The sequence below is a fragment of the Paractinoplanes polyasparticus genome, from assembly GCF_019710575.1.
GTDB lineage: Bacteria > Actinomycetota > Actinomycetes > Mycobacteriales > Micromonosporaceae > Actinoplanes > Actinoplanes polyasparticus.
The window spans coordinates 192,591-210,528 of record NZ_JAHWFK010000024.1; the positions used below are offsets into that span (position 1 = coordinate 192,591).

The 17,938-nt window shown below is 67.4% G+C and carries 20 protein-coding genes; 12 read left to right on the forward strand and 8 right to left on the reverse strand.

The window, feature by feature from the left end; genetic code table 11:
• Nucleotides 1–92: 92 nt before the first annotated feature.
• From KXC43_RS23735 to KXC43_RS23760, 6 genes are all read right to left on the reverse strand, one after another.
• Nucleotides 93–920, reverse strand: coding sequence for an SAM-dependent methyltransferase (locus KXC43_RS23735; protein WP_221378314.1), 828 nt, complete (start codon nucleotides 918–920; stop codon nucleotides 93–95).
• Nucleotides 917–1,681: a hypothetical protein gene (locus KXC43_RS23740; protein WP_221378315.1), complete on the reverse strand. Its 765-nt coding sequence runs from the start codon at nucleotides 1,679–1,681 to the stop codon at nucleotides 917–919. Before KXC43_RS23740 ends, KXC43_RS23735 begins: the two co-directional genes overlap by 4 nt.
• A 202-nt stretch (nucleotides 1,682–1,883) precedes the next feature.
• Entirely contained in the window at nucleotides 1,884–2,534 is a 651-nt protein-coding gene (locus tag KXC43_RS23745) for a GNAT family N-acetyltransferase (RefSeq protein WP_221378316.1), read from the reverse strand.
• A gap of 18 nt (nucleotides 2,535–2,552) precedes the next feature.
• A complete protein-coding gene (locus tag KXC43_RS23750; protein WP_308129217.1) occupies nucleotides 2,553–4,043 on the reverse strand; it encodes an APC family permease in 1,491 nt (496 codons plus the stop codon).
• Between the two features lie 121 nt (nucleotides 4,044–4,164).
• Nucleotides 4,165–4,986 carry a GPP34 family phosphoprotein gene (locus tag KXC43_RS23755; RefSeq protein ID WP_221378317.1) on the reverse strand — a complete coding sequence of 274 codons (822 nt, stop codon included), beginning with the start codon at nucleotides 4,984–4,986 and terminating at the stop codon, nucleotides 4,165–4,167.
• Between the two features lie 244 nt (nucleotides 4,987–5,230).
• On the reverse strand, nucleotides 5,231–5,854 hold the full coding sequence (locus KXC43_RS23760; protein WP_221378318.1) for a hypothetical protein: 624 nt from the start codon (nucleotides 5,852–5,854) through the stop codon (nucleotides 5,231–5,233).
• A 311-nt stretch (nucleotides 5,855–6,165) separates the two neighbouring features.
• Here KXC43_RS23760 and KXC43_RS23765 point away from each other — a divergent pair, with 311 nt between their 5' ends.
• Complete coding sequence (locus tag KXC43_RS23765) at nucleotides 6,166–7,581, forward strand: NsdA family TPR-like regulatory protein (protein WP_221378319.1); 1,416 nt, start codon at nucleotides 6,166–6,168, stop codon at nucleotides 7,579–7,581.
• A 44-nt stretch (nucleotides 7,582–7,625) separates the two neighbouring features.
• The gene (locus tag KXC43_RS23770; protein ID WP_308129224.1) at nucleotides 7,626–8,078 is read left to right on the forward strand and encodes an SLOG cluster 4 domain-containing protein; all 453 of its coding nucleotides are present in this window, start codon (nucleotides 7,626–7,628) and stop codon (nucleotides 8,076–8,078) included.
• A gap of 205 nt (nucleotides 8,079–8,283) precedes the next feature.
• Here KXC43_RS23770 and KXC43_RS23775 read toward each other — a convergent pair whose 3' ends face one another.
• Nucleotides 8,284–8,760: a prepilin peptidase gene (locus tag KXC43_RS23775; RefSeq protein ID WP_308129218.1), complete on the reverse strand. Its 477-nt coding sequence runs from the start codon at nucleotides 8,758–8,760 to the stop codon at nucleotides 8,284–8,286.
• 360 nt (nucleotides 8,761–9,120) lie between these two features.
• Nucleotides 9,121–10,350 carry an SAM-dependent methyltransferase gene (locus KXC43_RS23780; RefSeq protein WP_308129219.1) on the reverse strand — a complete coding sequence of 410 codons (1,230 nt, stop codon included), beginning with the start codon at nucleotides 10,348–10,350 and terminating at the stop codon, nucleotides 9,121–9,123.
• A gap of 349 nt (nucleotides 10,351–10,699) precedes the next feature.
• Here KXC43_RS23780 and KXC43_RS23785 point away from each other — a divergent pair, with 349 nt between their 5' ends.
• From KXC43_RS23785 to KXC43_RS23830, 10 genes are all read left to right on the forward strand, one after another.
• On the forward strand, nucleotides 10,700–10,924 hold the full coding sequence (locus KXC43_RS23785; protein ID WP_221378322.1) for a hypothetical protein: 225 nt from the start codon (nucleotides 10,700–10,702) through the stop codon (nucleotides 10,922–10,924).
• An 89-nt stretch (nucleotides 10,925–11,013) separates the two neighbouring features.
• On the forward strand, nucleotides 11,014–11,439 hold the full coding sequence (locus KXC43_RS23790) for a hypothetical protein (protein WP_308129220.1): 426 nt from the start codon (nucleotides 11,014–11,016) through the stop codon (nucleotides 11,437–11,439).
• Nucleotides 11,433–12,356, forward strand: a complete 924-nt coding sequence (locus tag KXC43_RS23795; protein ID WP_221378323.1) for a hypothetical protein — start codon at nucleotides 11,433–11,435, stop codon at nucleotides 12,354–12,356. Before KXC43_RS23790 ends, KXC43_RS23795 begins: the two co-directional genes overlap by 7 nt.
• Nucleotides 12,357–12,524: 168 nt before the next feature.
• The gene (locus KXC43_RS23800; RefSeq protein WP_221378324.1) at nucleotides 12,525–13,124 is read left to right on the forward strand and encodes an SAF domain-containing protein; all 600 of its coding nucleotides are present in this window, start codon (nucleotides 12,525–12,527) and stop codon (nucleotides 13,122–13,124) included.
• Between the two features lies 1 nt (nucleotide 13,125).
• Nucleotides 13,126–13,926, forward strand: a complete 801-nt coding sequence (locus tag KXC43_RS23805) for a CpaE-like family protein (protein ID WP_221378325.1) — start codon at nucleotides 13,126–13,128, stop codon at nucleotides 13,924–13,926.
• Entirely contained in the window at nucleotides 13,926–15,347 is a 1,422-nt protein-coding gene (locus tag KXC43_RS23810) for a TadA family conjugal transfer-associated ATPase (RefSeq protein WP_221378326.1), read from the forward strand. The genes KXC43_RS23805 and KXC43_RS23810 overlap by 1 nt, the downstream gene beginning before the upstream one ends.
• Nucleotides 15,335–16,240, forward strand: coding sequence for a type II secretion system F family protein (locus KXC43_RS23815; RefSeq protein WP_221378327.1), 906 nt, complete (start codon nucleotides 15,335–15,337; stop codon nucleotides 16,238–16,240). Before KXC43_RS23810 ends, KXC43_RS23815 begins: the two co-directional genes overlap by 13 nt.
• The gene (locus tag KXC43_RS23820) at nucleotides 16,237–17,133 is read left to right on the forward strand and encodes a type II secretion system F family protein (RefSeq protein ID WP_221378328.1); all 897 of its coding nucleotides are present in this window, start codon (nucleotides 16,237–16,239) and stop codon (nucleotides 17,131–17,133) included. The genes KXC43_RS23815 and KXC43_RS23820 overlap by 4 nt, the downstream gene beginning before the upstream one ends.
• 33 nt (nucleotides 17,134–17,166) lie before the next feature.
• Nucleotides 17,167–17,358 (forward strand): hypothetical protein, encoded by a 192-nt coding sequence (locus tag KXC43_RS23825; protein WP_221378329.1) that lies wholly within the window; start codon nucleotides 17,167–17,169, stop codon nucleotides 17,356–17,358.
• Nucleotides 17,359–17,361: 3 nt separating this feature from the next.
• Nucleotides 17,362–17,841 carry a TadE family protein gene (locus KXC43_RS23830; protein WP_221378330.1) on the forward strand — a complete coding sequence of 160 codons (480 nt, stop codon included), beginning with the start codon at nucleotides 17,362–17,364 and terminating at the stop codon, nucleotides 17,839–17,841.
• The last annotated feature ends 97 nt before the right edge of the window (nucleotides 17,842–17,938 follow it).

Consider the following 17,938-nt stretch of genomic DNA (forward strand, 5'->3'; position numbering starts at 1 on the left):
GATCATCTATGCAGTCGATGTCGTGGCGCCGTAGTCGCACACGTTGCGAGTACAAGCGATCGGCGACTATGGGCGATCCGGTTCAATGGCCGCTATGACATTCGGGGGTCTTTGAGCTTGCGAACGATGACGCCGTAGGCGACTGCCTCCTGTTCGGTGATGCGCGGATGAGGTTGGCGGTCGGGGTGCCAGTTCACGACCGAGACCAGGCTCGGCGGTAAGAGCTCAAGACCGCCGAGCAACGCGGTGATCTCGGCCTTGGTGCGGGGGCGGAAGGGGCCATGGCCGGCGCCGGGCTCGGCGAGCTTGGTCAGCCGTTCGATGTGCTCAGGGGTGAGCGGGTCGAAGGTGACATGCGATAGGGCAAGGTAGGAGCCGGGTGGTAGCGCGTCGATGATCCGGGTGAGGGCTCGTTGGGCGTGCTGGTCGTCGACGACGAAGTGCAGGACGGCGAGGAGCAGGACCGCGACTGGTTGGTCGAAGTCGATGAACTCGCGGACGGTGGGCGCGTTCAGGACAGCGTCGATGTCGTCGAGGCCGCCTTCGGTGACGGAGACCGCGCCGAGCGGATCGCTGATCATCAGAGCGCGGGCGTGGACAGTGACCAGGGGATCGGGGTCGACGTAGGCGATCCGCGCGTCGGGGTGCACGGCTTGGGCGGTCTCGTGGACGTTGGGCTTGTGCGGCATGCCGCAGCCGATGTCGAGGAATTGCCGTATGCCGCAGTCGTCGGCCAGGAAGTTGACGGCACGGTGCAGGAACGCGCGTAGCTCGCGGGCGGCCTGACCGACGGAGGGCAGTTCTTCGCGGATTTCTGCGGCCGAGGTGCGGTCGGCTGGGAAGTTGTCTTTGCCGCCGAGCAGCACGTCGTACCGACGCGCGGGTGCGGGACGGTCGTAGTCGAACCCTGGCGGGGTCATGACTGCTCGCCTTCGCACAGGCCGCCGTAGCAGTGGTCGGGGTTCATGTTGGCGGTCAGGCGGGCCAGTACCGCTCGGCGTTGCCCGGGTGAGGCGGCTGGGGCGTGGTCGATCAGCGCGTCGAGGCGTACCGCACACACGTCGCGGTGTTCTTCCAGCCCGGGCAGGTAATCGGTGACCAGCAGCCGATACCGCGGTCTACCGGGTTGGTAGACATCGGGCAGCCCAGCGCGCACGCGGGCCGCCTCACCGTCACGTCGGCAGGCGGCCAGCATCGCCTGGTAGACGACCGTGCAGCTGACCACCAATCCGAGTTGCTGGCCGTGGTGGTTGTAGGCGTGGGCGAGGGCGTCACCCATCTCGCGGGTGGCCTGCCCGCAGCGGCCGACCGCGTGCAGGTCGGCGGCCAGGGCGATCCGGTCCTCGACGTCAGCGGGATCGGCCGACTGCCCGCGCAGGCCGAGTAGTTCCTGCCAGATTCCGATGGCGTGTTGCCGATGGCCTTCGCCGCGCAGTGTTTCGGCGTAGGTGCGGGTGGCCGCCACGACCCGGTCGTATCCGGCATGGTGGAGCTGCCGGGCGGCTCGATAGGCGTAGTGCGCCCAGGGCAGCCACAACTGGCCGTAGGTGCGGTCTTCACCGACGAACCCCAGGGCAGCATCGATCAACTCGACCGCGGGTGTCGCCGTGGCGGGATCGAGGCGGGTCAGCCTGGCCCGCCTCGCGTCGGCGTTGGAGTCGGTGTTGCGGTCAGATGCCATCGAACTCACTGGTCTCCAGCAGGAATGTCGGGTTGCGGGCTAGGTGACTAGGTGATCGCGTCGGGCCGGGCGGTGCACCACAGTGGGCGTGGGCAGCGGTCTGGGTGCACCGCCCGGGTGCGGGGTCGCAACGGTCGGGACCCCGCAGCTGGGCCGTCCGGGCAGGCGGGTGGAGCTCACCCACCCCGGGCGGCGTTCCCGCTTATCGGGTGGAGTCAGGTTCGGGTTGGCCGGCGGGTCGCCACATGCGGTAGAGGACGGTGTCGCCGGTGACCGGGATGGTCGGCGGGTTCATGTTGGTGTAGCCGTGCCGCTGGTACAGCGCCCGGTTCTGTTCGCCGGTGGCTTCCAGGTAGGCGGGGATGTCCTCGGCGTCGAGCCGGGTGTGCGTGTAGTCCATTAACTGGCTGCCCAAGCCATGGCTCCACCGGCTGGGGCGCACGGCGAGGAACAGCAGGTGCCAGTGCGCGTCGCTGGGGTGGTGGGCGTCCATCAGTGCGTCGAGGTGCTGGAACTGTGGCAGGTCGTCACCGGCGAGCTCGGCCAGGTGTGTGGCGTATCCGTCCGGTTCGCTCGGCTGGCCGGTGCGGTCGAACCAGACAGCGGCGGCCGTGTTGTCGTCGGTCATGACGACCTGCCCGGCCCCGCTGATGGCGTGGGCGATGTAGAGCCGATACCAATCCCGGACGACTACCCGGCGTCGGTGCGCGTCTGGTACCAAGAAGCGGATCACCTCGAGGTGGTCAAACGCCTCGGTGACGATGTCGGCGACGGTGTCGATGTCGTCGGGTCCAGCAACGCGCAGGGCCGGGATGGTGCCGGTGTTCGTGCCGGTCGCGTCGGTGTTGGTCATGACGTGATGTCCTTCGAGTCAGAGGATGGCGGACAGGCCCGTTGCGGCGGTGGTGCTGCGGGTGCCGCGGCCGATGCCCTGGTAGACCTCAGGCTTGCGGCGTTTGAGGATCAGTCCCCAGCAGGTCCCGGCGGCGAAGATGGTCAGGATGGCGAGGGGCACGATCCGGGCCGGGCCGGTGCCGGGATCCACGCCGTATTGCAGGGCCAGGTTGTTCAGCGACAGGACCGAGACGACCAGCAGCACGGCTGAGGCGATCAGCGGGGCGATCAGGCGTTGCCACAGGTTTTCGCCGCGGGAGTTGCGGGCGAAGAAGGCGAGCACGGCGACGCTGGTCAGGGTGTAGAGCAGCAACACGCCGAGGCCTCCGGTGGTGGAGCCCCAGTAGAACAACTGGATGAGCGGGTCCCAGCCGGCCACCGCGAACACGATCAGCACCACGAACGCAAGCGCGGTTTGGGCGAACGAGGCGTTGCGGGGTGCGTTTCTGGCCGTGGTCCGGCCGAACAGCCGGGGCAGGACACCTTCGCGGCCCAGGGCGAAGGTGTAGCGGGTGATGGCGTTGTGGAACGCCAGCGCTGCTGCGAACGTGCCGGTGCCGAGCAGGATCTTGCCGATGGTGATGGAGCCTTGGCCGAGCACGACGGCGGCCTGGTTGAAGAACAGTTCCGGGCCTTGCTTCTCCGCGGTCTCGACCGGGTTCGGGCCGGCGGCGGAGATCTGCACCCACGAGGCCAGTGCGTACACCGCGGCGATGATGGCGATCGTGACGTAGGTGGCTACCGGGATGGTCCGTTTCGGGTTTTTGCTTTCCTCGATGTACACCACGGACTGTTCGATCCCGGCGAACGAGGTCGCGCCGAGCACGATCAGCACACCCAGGGTTGGCCCGGACAGTTCGCTGACTGACACTGCTGCGACATTGAACGCGAACCCAGGGGTCAGCATGATCGCCATGCTGTTGACGACAACCAGAATCGTCTCGGCGATGACCAGCAGCACCAGGATGTGACCGGAGAGCTTGACCTCGTTCGCGCCGAGGACCGCGACCAGCGCCCAGGCCAGCAACGCCGGGATGAGCCAGTGGATCTGCAGACCGGTCCACTCGCTGAGCAAAGGGGCGCCGATGGCAGCGCTGAAAGCGCCGTAGCAACACAGCTGGAAACTGTTGTATGTCAGCAGCGCGAACCAGGACGCTCCCACACCTGCTGGGCGGCCGAGGCCGTGAGCGACGTAGGCGTAGAAGGCTCCGGCGTTCGGGATGTGCCGGGCCATCGCGAGATAGCCGACCGCGTAGATCATCAGGATGGCGGCGACGGCGAGGATCGCGATCGGGAAACCGATCAGGCCGGTCGCGGCGAGCGCGAGCGGTACGACCAGGGTGATGACGGTCAGCGGCGCCACCGACGAGGCGATCGCCGATCCGATCGCGAACGGGCCGAGCCGGTTCCGGGCCAGCGCGTGCGACACGCTGCCCTGCGCGGAAACAGGGGTGGAGGTGACGGGCACTACGAGGTCCTCCTGCACAAACGAGGGGATGAAAAGGGGGGGCCGGCCAACACAGGGATGGGCGGAGCAGCGCAGCGGGCTGTACCGCCACGGAATCGGTGGGTGACTCCTTCGGGCGGGGTCAGCGCATGGCGGCCTCACCAACAGCGGAGTCGGCAGCCTGCAGCAGTTCCCGCCAGGTGTCGTCCAGGCGGCGGCCTAGTTCGTCGGCCAGCCACGACCATTCGTTCGGGCTCAGGGTGGCGAGGGCATGGTGGTGCAAGCCCGTCGCCAGGTATAGACCTGCGAGCAGCACCTGCGTGTCGGTCAGACGGCGCCGGCCCTGCACGTCGATGCACACTTTGTTCGCCGGATTCCCGGCGGCCACCGAGTCGCACGGCTCGAACCGCACCGACCTACCGCCCAGCAACCGGCGGCGTTCCTCTCTACGAACCAGACCCGTCCGGGTCAGCCGATCAAGGACCCGTTGCTCCGCTCGGCCCTCATACGCCAGATACGACAGCCACATCCGCAGCTCATGGCCACGCTGGCGATGCCGAGTGTCTGGTTCGTACCGCTGCTGCGTGCGCAGCGTCGCCGGCCATGCCAGAGACTCGTCCGAGTCCCGCCATCCGGCGTCTCGGTTGTCTCGCTGCCGCGGCGGCCACACCGAGCCCTCACCGCTCACCGTCGGCTGCCCCAACGCCCACGCATGCCTGCTCGCCATCGCCGACGAGGCCGGAACCGCCCGGTCCTGTTCCTCGGCCTGCATCTTGACCAGCACCGGACCCAACGCCGGATCATCCGGCGGTTCGGCCCCGGTGCGGAACAACTCCCCCTCACGCAAGTCCACGAACCGGCCGCCGATCAGCTCAGCGATCAAACCCGCCGCCAGCCCCACCCCTAACGGCCAAGCACCAATGCGTGGCCTACCGCTCACGCTGTCGTACGCCGTGAGCCACAAATCATCGGTGAGCCTCATCGGCTCCGCTGACGGCATGACCAACCCCTTCTACAAAGCAACCGAGTTAGCAAACGAGAGGCAAGATGCGAGCCAGGGCGCCTGGACGATCGCGGCGCTGACAGCAGGCTCGAGTCCCGCCCGCATCCGATGCGTTTCAGTAACGTCGCGGCCCGATGCACAACTGGACTCCTGCCTGCCAGGCCCGCACTCGCCTCATCCGGCCAGAACAGGCACCGAGGAGTCTTCATCCGCGATCGGCAGGCGCCGGGGGACGCCACATTGCCCACACAGGCATCCGCCCCGGCAGCAAACGTGATTCACCGACTGCCGTGTAGCCGTGCCGCGACAACAACCCGCGGCTCGACTCGTCGGCCAGCGCGTACGCCGCAACGCCCATGACATCCAACAGCGCGTGATGGCCAATAAGCAGGTAATTGCTCAAACCCTCGCCCTGCCGATCCGGGTGAACACCGAGCAGCGCAAGGCGCTGATGCGCCGGATGCAGCGGCCGGCGGGTCTGAGCCACCTCTTCCAGCAGCTTCCACCGACTCCGCACGTCCGGTTGAGCGTTGTTTACAGGCCAGAAGGCACGCCTCACGCCGACCGGCCTAGCCGTCTCCAACGACCATAGGGCAGCAGCGACAACGCGCCCGTTTTCCTCGACCACTCGCACGATGCCAGAGTCCGTCGCCTGAGTTACCACCGCAGCGACCCACGGCAGCAGACTGCCCGAGAGAGATCCGTCGTCCATTCCGAGCCAGCTACCCAACCGACTATCCGTGAGCGCGGCAACGAGCGTTTGAGTCACCTCGAACGCGTCCCGGACGGTGGCATCACGAACGACCAACGCCGCAGATGAAGTCAGCATGGGATCTCCTCGATGTCTCTACCTTCGTGAACCCACCAACGCGGCTGCAGTCGGCCGTTGGGACTGACACAGACTCGACCCAACTTGCAAACCGTGGACAGCAGTGGAACGGCGACGTAGCCGCGTCATCACACAGTGGATCGACACTGCGCTTCCTTTCGACTGCGCCTTAGTCGCGGCCACCGCGTTACTGTCGCGCTCTTGTCGCGTTTGTGTGGCACCTTGCGCATGAGGGCTGTCGACGGCGACCGATGAGCTACGGCGCCGTTACGCTGTGGACACCGGACGAGGGCGGCCAAAGGACGGATACCGTGACCAAGGCACCGAATTTGCTGAAGGCGCTGTTGCGAGAGCGGCACTGGCAGAAGTACGCCACCTTTTGCAAGGAGTGGGACAGAGTCGCGCGCAAAATCGACGGTGACCTTGTCGGCTCGTACCCAAGCCGCTCGCAGCTCGCCCGCTGGCAAGCCGGTGAACTGAAGACCTTGCCCCATCCGGACGCATGCCGAATCCTCGAGGGCCTCTTTCCAGGCTTGGCTGCCGCTCAGCTCTTCGCTACTAGCAATGCCGCCCGCTCCCAAGACAAAACGGAACAATCAGGGCATAACTCTGTGATGCCGTCGACTTTCGGGACACTGACTGCTCCGCGCGACGTACCGTCTGAAAGCGTGCACATCGAAGAGGTGCGCCAGACCACTGACGGTACGCTGACCGAGGAGATCGCAATGGCTGCGGAGGAGTCCGCACGCTTCGTGCGACAGGCGCGCGGTGCTGTAGACCAAGATGTCCTCGACCAACTGGACGCCGACGTAGGCCGGATGGCGCACGACTATCTAGTCCGGCCGCCTTTCGTGATGTTCCGCCCTCTCTCGGAACTGAGAGCGGAGGTGTTCGAGCTGCTTGATGAACGTCAAAGACCCACGGTTCTGCCGGGTCTTTATAGAGTCGCGGGCCAACTGTGCGCCCTGCTCGGACACGCTTCCTCGGATCTCGGGCAGGCGTATGCCGCCGACACCCACACCCGCACGGCTTGGCTCTGTGCGGATCTAGCCGAGGACGACCCCCTCCGTGCTTATGTCCGATGGGTTCAATCGAACGTCGCTTACTGGAACGGTCAGTACCGGCGAGCCGCCGAACTAGCCCATAATGGACAGCGCTATGCCACCACAGGTACGAGCCTGCTTCGCCTTGCGAGCCAGGAGGCGCGCGCATATGCCGCAGCAGCGGACCACGGTGAGGCCAGTAGGGCACTCGCCACAGCCCAAGCGGCTCGGTCGCACCTCGGAATAGGCGGGGATGGGCCGGGTGGCGTTTTTCACTTCCCCGCTGGCAAGGCTGCGTACTACGCCAGTGAGGTGTGCCTAGCGCTTGGCGGTAAAAGCAACTTCCAGCAAGCCGCGTCACACGCCCAGGACGCCCTAGACCTGTTCGAAGCTCAACCCGATAGTGACCGATCGCCTGAGTTTTTCGCCGCAGCTCAACTTGACCTTGTAGCGGCACACTTGGCGTTGGATGATCTCGATGGCGCAGGGCAGCATCTACTGCCTGTCTTCGCGCTGCCGACTGAGAGCCGAACACTCCCCGTGGTGGAGCGCGTGAAAACAACGGATCGTGCACTTGCTAGCCAACGATTCGCCCAGGTCGCACTTGGCGCTGAGCTGCGTGAGCGGATCCACCTATTCTGTGCCTATACCGCCACCCGCGACGTGCCAGCCCTGCCCAACTGACCACTGCCCTATGGAGGCATCGAAACGTGGCTCTTCAAGTAGCTGTGTGTGGACCTCGGTACTGCACGGAAGAGGATGCTCAAAATGCTCGGCGCGTGGGGGAACTACTTGCAGAGCGAGGTGCCGTGACTGTCTGCGGTGGTGGAGTGGGCGTCATGGCCGCAGTAGCAGCCGGCGCACGCGCGAAGGGCGGCCTGGTCATCGGCATACGGCCGAATGGCACCAAGGAGGGCGCGTCAGCTGACCTGTCGGCCACCATCGTGACAAACATGGGCGAGGCACGAAATGCCATCATCGTCTGGAGCGCGGACGTGGTGATTAGCATCGGGGGCTCTTGGGGCACACTCAGCGAGGTGGCCCTGGCCATGCGCCGTGGTGACGTGCCAGTGATAGCGCTTGGCGGCTGGCGGGTCGTCGAAGCGGACGGCACGGCGGTACCCGGCATCCGCCATGTGGGTACACCGGAAGAGGCAATTGCCGAAGCGCTCGGGTCCTAAGCCGACAATCATTAAGAGTTAGCCACGGCCCTTCGGTAAGGGCGGCGGTGGCCGAGAACCCGAAAATTGCTTTCTTATATGGAACGACGGGACTTGTCTAGGTTCCATCTGGCCGTCTCGGAGCACTCCCGGGGTGCAGAGTGCGGCGCGCGTCCGAATGTTTCGTCACTGGTGGGGGATGCTTGGGGTGTGGTCGTCATGCCACCTACATAGAGTGCAGCAGAATAGCGGTTAACCAGCCAGCGATCAGGGCCGGTCCCATCGGATAGGCGTCCCTCCGCCTACTTCGGAGGGCGAGCGTCACGACGGCCTGCGCCACGAAGCCGCTGACGACGCCGTGAAGAACGGCTTGCCAGCCCAGCGGGCCGAGGCTGGTGGCAATCACACCCGCGAGCACCACGTCACCAAGGCCGAGCTGGCCTGGAAGCAGAAGCGCGATCATCAACATGGCTGTGGCAGTTGCAACACCGGCGACCACCGCGCGCAATAGGGGGCTGACGTCCCCCGCGCTTGCCGCAGTCACACTGAAGGCACTGACGTTCATGATCAACAACGTTCCGGATAACACGTAGGGCAGCCGCTGGCAACGTACGTCGATGATGGCCAGACCGACTCCCACGACGGCGAAGAGCCAGTACGCGGGTAGAGCCGGTGAGTTTGGCAGCATGGCGACGACGGACACGGTCCCTGCGCCGGTGAGCGTTACGGTGGCAGCAACTGCGGCAGGTCGCGTGGACGCCGCACGCCACCATCCCGGAGGTAAACGTAAGCGGCCTTCCCGTGGCGTGGCGAACGCGATTGCGGCCATAGGGACTCCGGCGATTGCGCCCGCTACGCCGGCGCTGACGGCCAGGCAGCTCACTCGTGGTGCCGTGTCAACGCTCGTCGGAGTTGCGGTGCCGGGAAGTCCAACGCTCGAGTTCCGACAGCTCGACGAGACCGGAGCCACCGGTCGTCACCCGATAGTCCGGGGCTTTGTTCATCCTGTTGGTCTGCCACGAGGTCGTGCTCCGGGGGAAGGCGAGCGTTAGCTTCCGCTCGGTCAGGAGGTTCCTTTGCGCCCGACGCCGGTCCATCCGGCCACGTGCCGAAGGTCGACTTCCGGAGCGTCAGGCTCAGGCCGCCATTCACTGTTCGGGACGATCCCCGGCTCGATGAGTTCCAAGCCTTCGAACAGGGCAGTGACCTCCTTCTTGTCGCGTGCCCAGATGTCGGACCGGCCCTCGTCGTACATCTTCTGATGTGCCGCCGCTATCTCCGGAGGGACGAAATCGGTCGTGGCGTGCGTGACGACCAGAAAGCTACCTGCCGGGAGTGTGTCCATCAGACGTCGGACAATAGGCTGGGCCGCTCCGTGGCCGGGGATGAAGTGAAGGACGGCGACCAGTATCAACGCTACTGGCTGTGTCAGATCCAGCGTGTCGGCCAATGCCGGATTCTGCAAGATCGCGTCCGGATCACGCAGATCTGCCTCGACGTAGGCAGTCTTACCCTCTGCGCTGCTTGTCAGCAGAGCCCGGGCGTGCGCCAATACGAGCGGATCGTTATCGACATATAGGACGCGACTCTCGGGTGCCACGGATTGCGCGACTTCGTGAGTGTTGTCTGCGGTTGGTAGGCCCGTGCCGATATCGAGGAACTGACGTATCCCCTCTTCGGCGGCCAGGTATCGCACCGCTCGACGTAACAGATCACGGTTGACTCGGACCCCGATGCGTACCCCCGGCCCGAGGATGCGCTCGAATTCATCGCCGGAAGCGCGGTCGGCGGCGAAGTGGTCCTTTCCTCCGAGCCAGTAGTTGTATCGCCGCGCCGGGTGAGGCTTGTCTGGATCGATCGCGGCAACCCGGTTGGACTCATCCACTGGCTTCCCCCACAAACCTCGGTGAGGCGCGACCCCGCCCGCTGGGCCTTGGTCGGCCGAAGCCACCCTCGCATGATCGCCTGAATCGTCGTTGGACTTATCGGACACGCCGCTACCTGGACGCCCGATGTTGTCGACGATATTAACAGCCATCGAACCCAGGTCAGTTAGAATCCACGCGGGTCGGCGGGAGCCTGGCACATGCTTGCGGCTCACAAGTCCAAGCTCGTGCAGACCGCGAAGCTCTGCGCTGATGGAGCCATCGCCAGGCGATTCGCCTTTCTGCTCGATCAACCTGGTGCGAATCTCCTTATAGCGCGCCGGTCCGCTCGTGATGACACGCAGGATCGGCGCACGCCACTTGTGAGTGAGAACTTCTCGGACTAGATCTTCGGGTGAAAGCGTCACGCCGTCGTCCCATCCCCCCGTCGCAGGCCGCAGGTCCCCGCCGGGTCACCCTGCCGAACGCCTGATCACCCAATGCTGATCTCGCGGAAGCGAACAGTGTCCACCAAGGACCCGAGTGCCTGTCAAGGCATATGAGATGGCCATAACTCAGCCTTCCGGCCTTTCGTCAGCTATGTCCGCTTCGTGCACCTCAGCGAACCTCCGTTCGAAGTGAGATGCGGAAAGGCCACGCGGGGGACGACGTGGGGACGGGTCGGGCTATGGCCCGACCCGTCAAGACGAGATTGTTCGTGCGACGGCTAGCGCGCTCCACCCAAGATCATCTTGTGCGCACCCGCGACACCCCAAAGTGGAGCCGTTCGACGACTGGCCGCCCAACGGCGGGATGCGCACTGCCGAATGCGCAATTCCCAATGCGCTGATCAAAGAGCGCTACTCAAGTTGCGTCGATCTTCCTGCGCAATATCAACGCCGTAGCACGATCGTCGGCGGTGGGGTACACCGGAAGGCGAACATCGATTCGGAGACGACGGAGGTGGATGCGTGCACCGACGCGCGGGGGTTATCGGGTTGACGGCGGTCTTGGCGTTGGCGCCGGCAGGCTGTCAGTCAGAAGGCGTCAAAGGTGGAGGTGCTTCGGCTAGACCTGCGCCCTCTGTTTCGGTGAGTCTCGCACCGAGCGCCACGGGCGAACGGGATGCCCTTGCCGCCTACCGCGGCATGTGGCAGGCGTTTCAGGAGGCGGCGAAATCGTCGGATCCAGAGGCACCGGACCTGCGCAAGTACGCCTCGGAGCAGGCGCTGAAGCTGATCTCCGGCTCGCTGTACGCCGACCGCAGCAACGAGCAGGTGACCAAGGGCGAGTTGCTGACCGATCCAAAGGTGACCGCGCTAAAGCCCACCGACGTGCCGACCGAAGCGACGATCGTCGACTGCGTCAACGACGAGAAGTGGTTGAAGTACAAGGCGTCCGGAGAACTCGTGAACGACGTGCCGGGCGGCAAGCACCGCACCACCGCCACGGTCAAGCGCACCACCGACGGCTGGAAGGTAGCTTCCTTCATCTTGAGAGAGAAGGGGACATGCTAAAGCTCGGCCGCCGTATGGCTGTCGTTGTGATCATCGCTGTAGCCGTTCTGGTGGCTGCGCCGATTGCGGCCTACGCCGATCCGGGCACAGGTGGCGTCCAGTGCAGCACCGGCGACCCTCGTCCCGAGTGCAATGTAGGTGTAGGCACTCCAGGACGGCCCGGCAACGGCGGCAATGGTGGTGGCAGCGGTGGCCGGGGCGGCGACGGCAAGTGCCGCGATCCCGAAGGCAAGGTAATCCCGTGCGAGCGTGACGGGGGCTGGGCCGGGTCGGACGGCTGCTACTACAAGCCGGTCGACCTGTCACCGACCATGATTGAAAACCTCGGTGGTCAGCCCGCTGGGGAGGGCGGCTGGTACCAGAAGGTCTGCTACGGCGAGGACGGGCAGGTGACAACCGGTTTCGGCGGGCCGGAATGGATCGCGGGAGCTCCTCCTTCGGTATCACCGGAAATCCTTGCCCGGCGGGCGCGGGCGAAGCTGCGGTTGCCCGAGGTCACGATTCGCATGAACCCGCCGGGTGATCAGCTCGTCAACTTGCCGATCTGGTTGGCCCTCAGTCCGGCGTCGTGGAGGCCGCAGTCGGCGACCGCGTCCGTGCCCGGAGTGAGTGTGACCGCGACGGCGCGGCCGGTGCAGGTGGCTTGGTCGATGGGCGACGGTACGACGCGCACCTGCGAGGGGCCGGGGACGGTGTGGTCGGCGGGCACCGATCCGAAGGCTGTGTCGCCGGACTGCGGTCATGTCTACAGGCGATCTTCGGCGGGCGCATCGGGCGGCGCGTACACGGTTGCTGCCACGGTGAGGTGGGAGGTCACCTGGGTGGGAGCAGGTCAGTCCGGCACGGTGCCGGGATTGGAGACGACGGGTCGCGTACAGACCCGCGTGCAGGAGTCTCAGGCGGTCGTCAGCCGCTAGTACCAGCAAGTTCATTTGTCGAAGCGCGCCACGTCGGGGAGGACATTAGTCATGGCGCTAGATTCCGTGCGCCCAAAATCAGGGCCGGAAGATCGTCCGACGGTTGCCGCGCCGCGTGCGGGGCGGGGACCGTGGCGGGCGGCCCGCCGTCGCCGTCGGTTGCCGTTCGTGGCGTTGGGCGGCCTGTTGGTCGTCGTGTGTGTGCTGGGTTACGCCTGGGGTGCGGTGCGTCTCGGTGATCGGGTCCAGGTACTGGCTGTGGCTCGGTCGGTCGCGGTCGGGCAGGCCTTGACCGGTGCTGACCTTCGGCAGGTTTCGGCGGCGCAGGGCCCGGGGGTGCAGCTGATCCCCGCTGGGCAGGCGCAGCAGGTGATCGGCCGTATGGCGGTGGTGCCGTTGCTGCCGGGGACGTTGTTGACGCCGTCGTTGGTGGGCGAGGCGGGGTTCCCGCCCGCCGGGAAGGTCGCCGCTTCTCTGGCGCTCAAGCCTGGCCAGTACCCGCAGGGCTTGGCCAACGGGTCGCGGGTCGCGGTGTACGTCTCTGCTGCCGGGTCGAGCGGCGACGGGCAGGCCGCCCCGTCGAACGCCTCCCGGGCGCGGTCGGCTTCGACCCGGCTGCAGGCGGTAGTGCTCGGGGTCGACTTGGCCGGTGACGGTCAGGGCGCGACCGTGATCACGCTGTTGCTGGACGCCTCCGACGGTGGCCGCCTCGCTGCGGCGCCGGCGGGTGGAGTGGTGCTGATGCAGGCCGCTCCCGGAGGTGACTGACATGCCGCTCGTTGCCGTGACTTACGTCAAGGGGCGTCCTGGTGCGACGACGACGGCGCTTGGGCTGGCCGCCGTCGCCCCGGCCGACGCGCGGCCGGTCGTGCTGGAGTGCGACCCTGCGGGTGGGGATTTGATGCGTCGCCTCGAGCTGGCCGCGGCACCAAGCCTGGTGGATCTGGCGGCTGCGGCGCGAGGCGCCACGAACGTCGAGTCCGCCATCGTGGCTAGCCGACAGACGGCGATGGTGGCCGGGGAATTGGTGCCGTTGGTGGTGGCCCCGGCAGGCGGGGCGCAGACCCGCGCCGCGCTGCCGGAGCTGACCGGGGCCGGACGGGCGGTGTTGACCACATCCGAGCGCCTCGTCGTCGCCGACTGCGGGCGCCTTACCCCTGATTCGGCGGTGTGGCCGCTGCTGCGCCTGGCTGACGTGGTCCTGGTGATGACTCGAGCCCGCACGGACGAGCTGGCCCATCTGCGCGAGGCGCTGGCTGAGCTGGTGGACGTCGGCGCGGGACGCCTCGTGGTGCTTCTGGCCGCTGGAGGGGTGTATCCGGCTGCTGACGTGGCTGAGGTGCTGTCGACCCATGTGGCCGAGGAACTGGCCCGCGACCCCGCGTCACTGGGGGTGCTCGGGCCGTTGCCGACCGACCATAAGGCGGCGGGCGTGCTCGCAGGGGAGCTGGTTGCCGGACGGAAATGGCGGCGGTTGCCACTGATGCGCGCCTACGCCGATCTGCTCAACGACCTTGCCGCCGACCTGCCGATCAGCCCGCAGCCTGCCGTCAGTGGGGAGGCCGCCTGATGAGCTACTCTCTCGCAGCTCGGCAGCCCTCGGGCCGTCGGGACGGGTTTACGTCCGAGCTGGCCCCGGATGCCAGTGAGATCACCGTGGTCCGTCGCATCCGCCGGGAGGTGGCCGAGCGGCTGACCCGCGCTACCCGGGCGCACGAGAGTGTCACGGGCGAGGTGATGTCGGCCGCTGAGCAGCAGGCGACCACCCGCGACCTGATCACCGCCGCGTTGGACGCGTACGCCGCCGAGGAGATGAGGGCGGGCCGCCCGCCGCTGCGCCCCGATGCGGAGTCGCGGGTCGGGCGGGCGGTGGCGGACATGCTGCTCGGCGCGGGTGGCCTGCAACCGTTGCTCAACGACGAGCGGGTGGAGGACATCCACGCCAACGGCTGCGACCAGGTCTTCGTGCGCTACACCGACGGCACTCGCCGTCAGGTCGCCCCGATCGCCGACACGGACGCGGAGATGGTGGAGTTGATCCGCCGCCTCGCCGCCGACGCCGGCCGCGCTGAGACCGGCGGGGAGGGCGGCGAGGAACGCCGCTGGGACCGAGCCGCGCCGATCCTGAAGCTGCAGATGCCCGACGGTTCTCGCCTGCACGCGATCATGTCGGTCACCCCGCGCCCGGCGTTGTCGATCCGTCGTCACCACTACATCAAGGTCACCCTCGCTGACCTGGAACAGCTCGGCACCCTCAACTCGGTGCTGCGCGAGTTGTTCGCCGCCGCGGTCCGCGCTCGGTTGAACACCCTCGCCGCTGGCCGTACCGGCGCCGGCAAGACCACGCTCCTGCGTGCCCTGGCCACGCATATCGAACAGCACGAGCGGATCGTGACCATTGAGGACACCTACGAGCTCGCGCTCAACGCGGACAAGGCGCTGCACCCCGACGTGGTGCCGTTGCAGTCGCGCGAGGCCAACGTCGAAGGCGAAGGCGCCATCGGCATGAGTGAGCTGTTCCGTTCCGGTCTGCGGATGTCGCCGGACCGGGTCATCGTCGGTGAGATTCGGGGCCACGAGGTCATCCCGATGCTCAACGCGATGAGTCAGGGCAACGACGGATCGTTGGGCACCATCCACGCCTCGTCGTCGGCCGGGGTGTTCAAGAAGCTCGCCCTGTACGCGGCGCAGTCCCCGGAGCGCCTTGACCCTGCGACCACGAACCTGCTGGTGGCGGAGTCGGTGCACCTGGTGGTGCACCTCGGCCTCACCGCCGACAGCCGCCGCGTGGTGACCTCGGTCCGCGAAGTCGTGGACGCCGACGGGCTGTCGGTGGCCTCGAACGAGATCTTCCGGCCCGGCCCGGACGGGCGGGCCGTACCCGCCTCGCCGCCGTCGACCGCCCTGCTGAGCACTCTGGTGAGTGCCGGGTTCGACCCGCGCCTGTTCGACGAGGCCCGCGCCGCACCGGGCTGGGGGTGGGCGTGGTGACGTTGACGGTGCCCCTGGCCGCGATGCTCGGGCTCGGCACCGCGTTCGGGGCGATGCTGGTGGCGGTCGGGTTGTCGGGCCGTGACAACGGGCCCGCGGACCTCGACACCGAGTCGTGGCTGTCGAGGTTCACCTCTGGCCGTGGCCCGGTCGACCGCCGCCGGGTAGCGGTGTGTGTGGCCGTGGGTGTGCTGGCGGCTGTGCTGACCCGCTGGCCGGTCGCGGCCGTGCTGTGCGCTATCGGGGCTTGGGTACTACCGGCGGTCATCGGTCCGGACCGTGACCACGCCCGGCGGGTCGCCCGGATCGAAGCCATCGCCACCTGGACCGAGGCGCTACGGGACAACTTGTCGGGCGCGGCCGGGCTCGAGCAGGCCATCACCACCAGCGCCATCGAATCCCCGGAGCCGATCCGGGACGAGGTGACCCGGCTGGCTACCCGCCTGCAGCGCAGTTGGCGGCTGACGGCAGCGTTGCGGGCGTTCGCCGCCGAGCTGGCCGACCCGACCGCCGACCTCGTTGTCGCCGGCCTGCTCATGGCCGCGCGGGGTAGCGCCGGGCAGCTCGGCGAGGTGCTGGGCGAGTTGGCCGCCTCCGCGCGGGCGAAGGTCGCCTCCCGGCAGCGCATCGCGGCCAGCCGCAAAAGCAACCGCACGAGTGCCCGGGTCATCGTCGGGGTCACCCTGGCCATGGCCGCGTTCCTCACTCTGGCCAACCGGGGCTACTTGGCACCGTTCGACACCGCGACCGGGCAACTCGTCCTGCTCGCGGCCGGAGGCTGCTTCGGATTCGCGTTCTTCTGGCTCGCGAAGCTGATGCGTGACCGCGACAACGCGCGGGTGCTGCAGAACGTCGCCGGTGACGCGCACGGGGAGGCGGTGGTGCGGTCGTGATCGGATCTTTGGTGTTCGGCCTCGGCACCGGCGTCGGGCTGTGGCTCATCGTCGTGGGCTGGCTTCCCCGCCCGCCACGCCTCGATCAGGCCCTCGACGCCCCGTACGGGCTGACCCGGCAGGCGCAGGTCGACGCCGAGACCGCCGGGGCGGGGTGGGCCGGACGGTGGGGCCGCCCAGCGGTGCGCTGGCTACGCCGCCTCGGCCTGCCCACCACCGGCACCCGCCGCGACCTGGCGACTGTGGATAAGCCTGTGGATATCCACCTCGCGGAGCAGGCCACAGCCACCGTCTTCGGCCTGCTCGTCCCGCCGGTATTCGCCATGCTGCTGACCCTCGCCGGGACAGGCCCCGGGTTGACCCTGCCCGCCGCCGCGAGTCTCATCCTTGGCGTAGCCGGGTTCCTGGCTCCGGAACTGTCGGTCCGCAGCGAGGCGGCACAGCACCGGATGGCGTTTCGTGACGCCCTCAGCTCGTTCCTGGATCTGGTGGTAATCAGCCTCGCCGCAGGATCCGGCGTTGACCAGGCCCTGGACGAGGCCGCCTCGGTGGGATCCGGGCCGGCGTACGCGGAGCTGCGCTACGCCCTCACCGAAGCGAGGTTGGCCCGGGTTCCGCCGTGGGACACCCTCGCCCTGCTCGGGCAACGCCTCGCGGTGCCGGAGTTGCAGCAGCTCGCCGCGACCGTCGGTATGGCCGGCAGCGAGGGCGCTCGGGTCCGCTCGTCACTGCGCTCCCGCGCGGTCGCGATGCGCGACCGGCGGATCACAGACGCCGAAGGTGAGGCCAACGCCGCGACCGAACGCATGAGCCTACCCATCGTCGCCCTGTTCGCCGGGTTCCTGATCTTCCTCGGCTATCCCGCCCTGGCCGCCGTCCTCGGCGGCCTCTGAACCCGTCAGTTCACCCATCCCGGAGGTCCTGTCATGTCCGCCCTGTTGAGCTACCTGACTGCCGAGATCCGGCACCGCTGGACGGCGGTCCGCGACACCAAAGACGGCGGCTACTCCACCGAAGCCGTCCTGGTCACCGCCCTGCTCGTCCTCGCGGCCATCGCAGTGATCAGCATCATCGTCACCAAGGTCACCGGCAAAGCCAACACGATCAACCTCGGCTGAACCATGCCCACGATGACCACCTTCCGAGACCGCCATGCCGCGCGCACCTCCTCCCGAGCGCGCGGCACGGCCGGGCGGCTACGCGCTCGCTGGCGGCGCGTCGCCGACCAACCCGACGCGGGCGCGGCCACGGCCGAGCTGGTCATCGCCATGCCCTTGTTGCTGCTCATCGTCATGTTCGTCATCCAGGCCGGAGTGTGGATGCACGCCACCCACATCGCCCAGGCCGCAGCGACCAGGGCAGCGAGCACCGCCGCCGCCTACCAATCCAATGCCGGAGCCGGGCAGGGCGCCGGGGCCGACACCCTCGCCGCGATCGGCAGCGGCGTGCTGAAGAACCCGCAGGTGTCGGTCACCCGCACCGCCACCGAAGCCCGCGTCGAGATCCGAGGGACCGCCCAAACAGTCGTCCCCGGCATCCGCTGGCGGGTGTCCACCGTGGTCGTGCGGCCCGTCGAGCGCTGGACCGGAGCCGACCAATGACGACCCCGGGCTCCCAGCAGTCGCCCGGCGCATCCGACGACGTGGAGTTTCGCCGCGTTCGTCGCGGCCCACGCCCACGATCACACCGAGGAAGGTC

Coding starts and splice junctions, on each gene's coding strand:
- KXC43_RS23735 (WP_221378314.1), bottom strand. CDS start 920: ATGACCCCGCCAGGGTTCGACTACGACCGTCCCGCACCCGCGCGTCGG.
- KXC43_RS23740 (WP_221378315.1), bottom strand. CDS start 1,681: ATGGCATCTGACCGCAACACCGACTCCAACGCCGACGCGAGGCGGGCC.
- KXC43_RS23745 (WP_221378316.1), bottom strand. CDS start 2,534: ATGACCAACACCGACGCGACCGGCACGAACACCGGCACCATCCCGGCC.
- KXC43_RS23760 (WP_221378318.1), bottom strand. CDS start 5,854: ATGCTGACTTCATCTGCGGCGTTGGTCGTTCGTGATGCCACCGTCCGG.
- KXC43_RS23795 (WP_221378323.1), top strand. CDS start 11,433: ATGCTAAAGCTCGGCCGCCGTATGGCTGTCGTTGTGATCATCGCTGTA.
- KXC43_RS23805 (WP_221378325.1), top strand. CDS start 13,126: ATGCCGCTCGTTGCCGTGACTTACGTCAAGGGGCGTCCTGGTGCGACG.
- KXC43_RS23810 (WP_221378326.1), top strand. CDS start 13,926: ATGAGCTACTCTCTCGCAGCTCGGCAGCCCTCGGGCCGTCGGGACGGG.
- KXC43_RS23825 (WP_221378329.1), top strand. CDS start 17,167: ATGTCCGCCCTGTTGAGCTACCTGACTGCCGAGATCCGGCACCGCTGG.
- KXC43_RS23830 (WP_221378330.1), top strand. CDS start 17,362: ATGCCCACGATGACCACCTTCCGAGACCGCCATGCCGCGCGCACCTCC.